This is a genomic window from Aureimonas sp. SK2 (genome assembly GCF_029813115.1).
Lineage (GTDB): Bacteria > Pseudomonadota > Alphaproteobacteria > Rhizobiales > Rhizobiaceae > Aureimonas.
In genome coordinates this window covers 1-898 of sequence record NZ_JAPZDS010000062.1, presented here as the reverse complement: position 1 = coordinate 898, position 898 = coordinate 1, and the positions used below count along the sequence as shown (strand labels likewise).

At 63.8% G+C, this 898-nt stretch carries 1 pseudogene; it reads right to left on the bottom strand.

What is annotated here, in order from left to right:
• Nucleotides 1-18: 18 nt before the first annotated feature.
• Nucleotides 19-879: pseudogene (locus O5O54_RS22215) on the bottom strand (IS3 family transposase); the annotation flags it as partial.
• Nucleotides 880-898 lie beyond the last annotated feature (19 nt).

The following is an 898-nucleotide window of genomic DNA, read 5'->3' as shown; positions in this document are numbered from 1 at the left end:
GGACCACTTGGCCGATGGTCATCCAGCTTCGACCGGCGGCGGCGGGCCATGTGCCGCTGACCGGTTCACCAGCGATATCGGCGGTTTGTTGCCGATGACGCTATGGGGTCGCACCTCGTTGTAGTCTCTGCGCCAAGCCTCGCATTTGCGCACCGCGTCGTCGAGGCTCATGAACCAGTGCTGGTTCAGACACTCTGCCCGGAACTTGCCGTTGAACGACTCGATAAATGCGTTGTCCATCGGCTTTCCGGGCCGGGAGAAGTCGAGCACGACACCGCGGGTGTAAGCCCACAGGTCCAACTCGCGCGAGACGAACTCGCTTCCCTGGTCGACCCGGATCGATGCGGGATAGCCCATCTCACCGCAGACACGTTCGAGCACGTCCACGACGTCGGGCGCCCGGAAGCTGAAGCGCGGCACCACCGCCGGCGAGAACCGGCTGAAGGTGTCCACGACGGTCAGGATCCGCAGCTTCGGTCCCGTCGCAAGCTGGTCATGGACAAAGTCCATGGCCCACACTTCGTTCAGGCAGGACGCCGCGCAGCGGCCTTCCCTCAGCTTGACCTTGACCCGGCGCTTGGGTGGCTTGTGCCGCAATTGCAGACCCATCTCCTTGTAAAGACGATAGATCCGCTTGGCGTTCACGACCCACCCCTCCCGTCGAAGCAGCACATGGATGCGTCTGTAGCCATACCGCACCCGCGTCTCGGCGATCTCCTTCACTCGCTTCTTCAGATCGGCCTGATCGGCGCGGCGCCCACGATAGTGGTAGCTCGATCGCTCCGCCCGAAGCACACCGCAGGCCCGCCTGATGCTGACCTGCCAAGTGCTCCTGACGTCGTCGACGAGCTGCCGGCGCCGGTCAGGCCTCAGAGCTTTCGCGAGACGACTTGCCTAG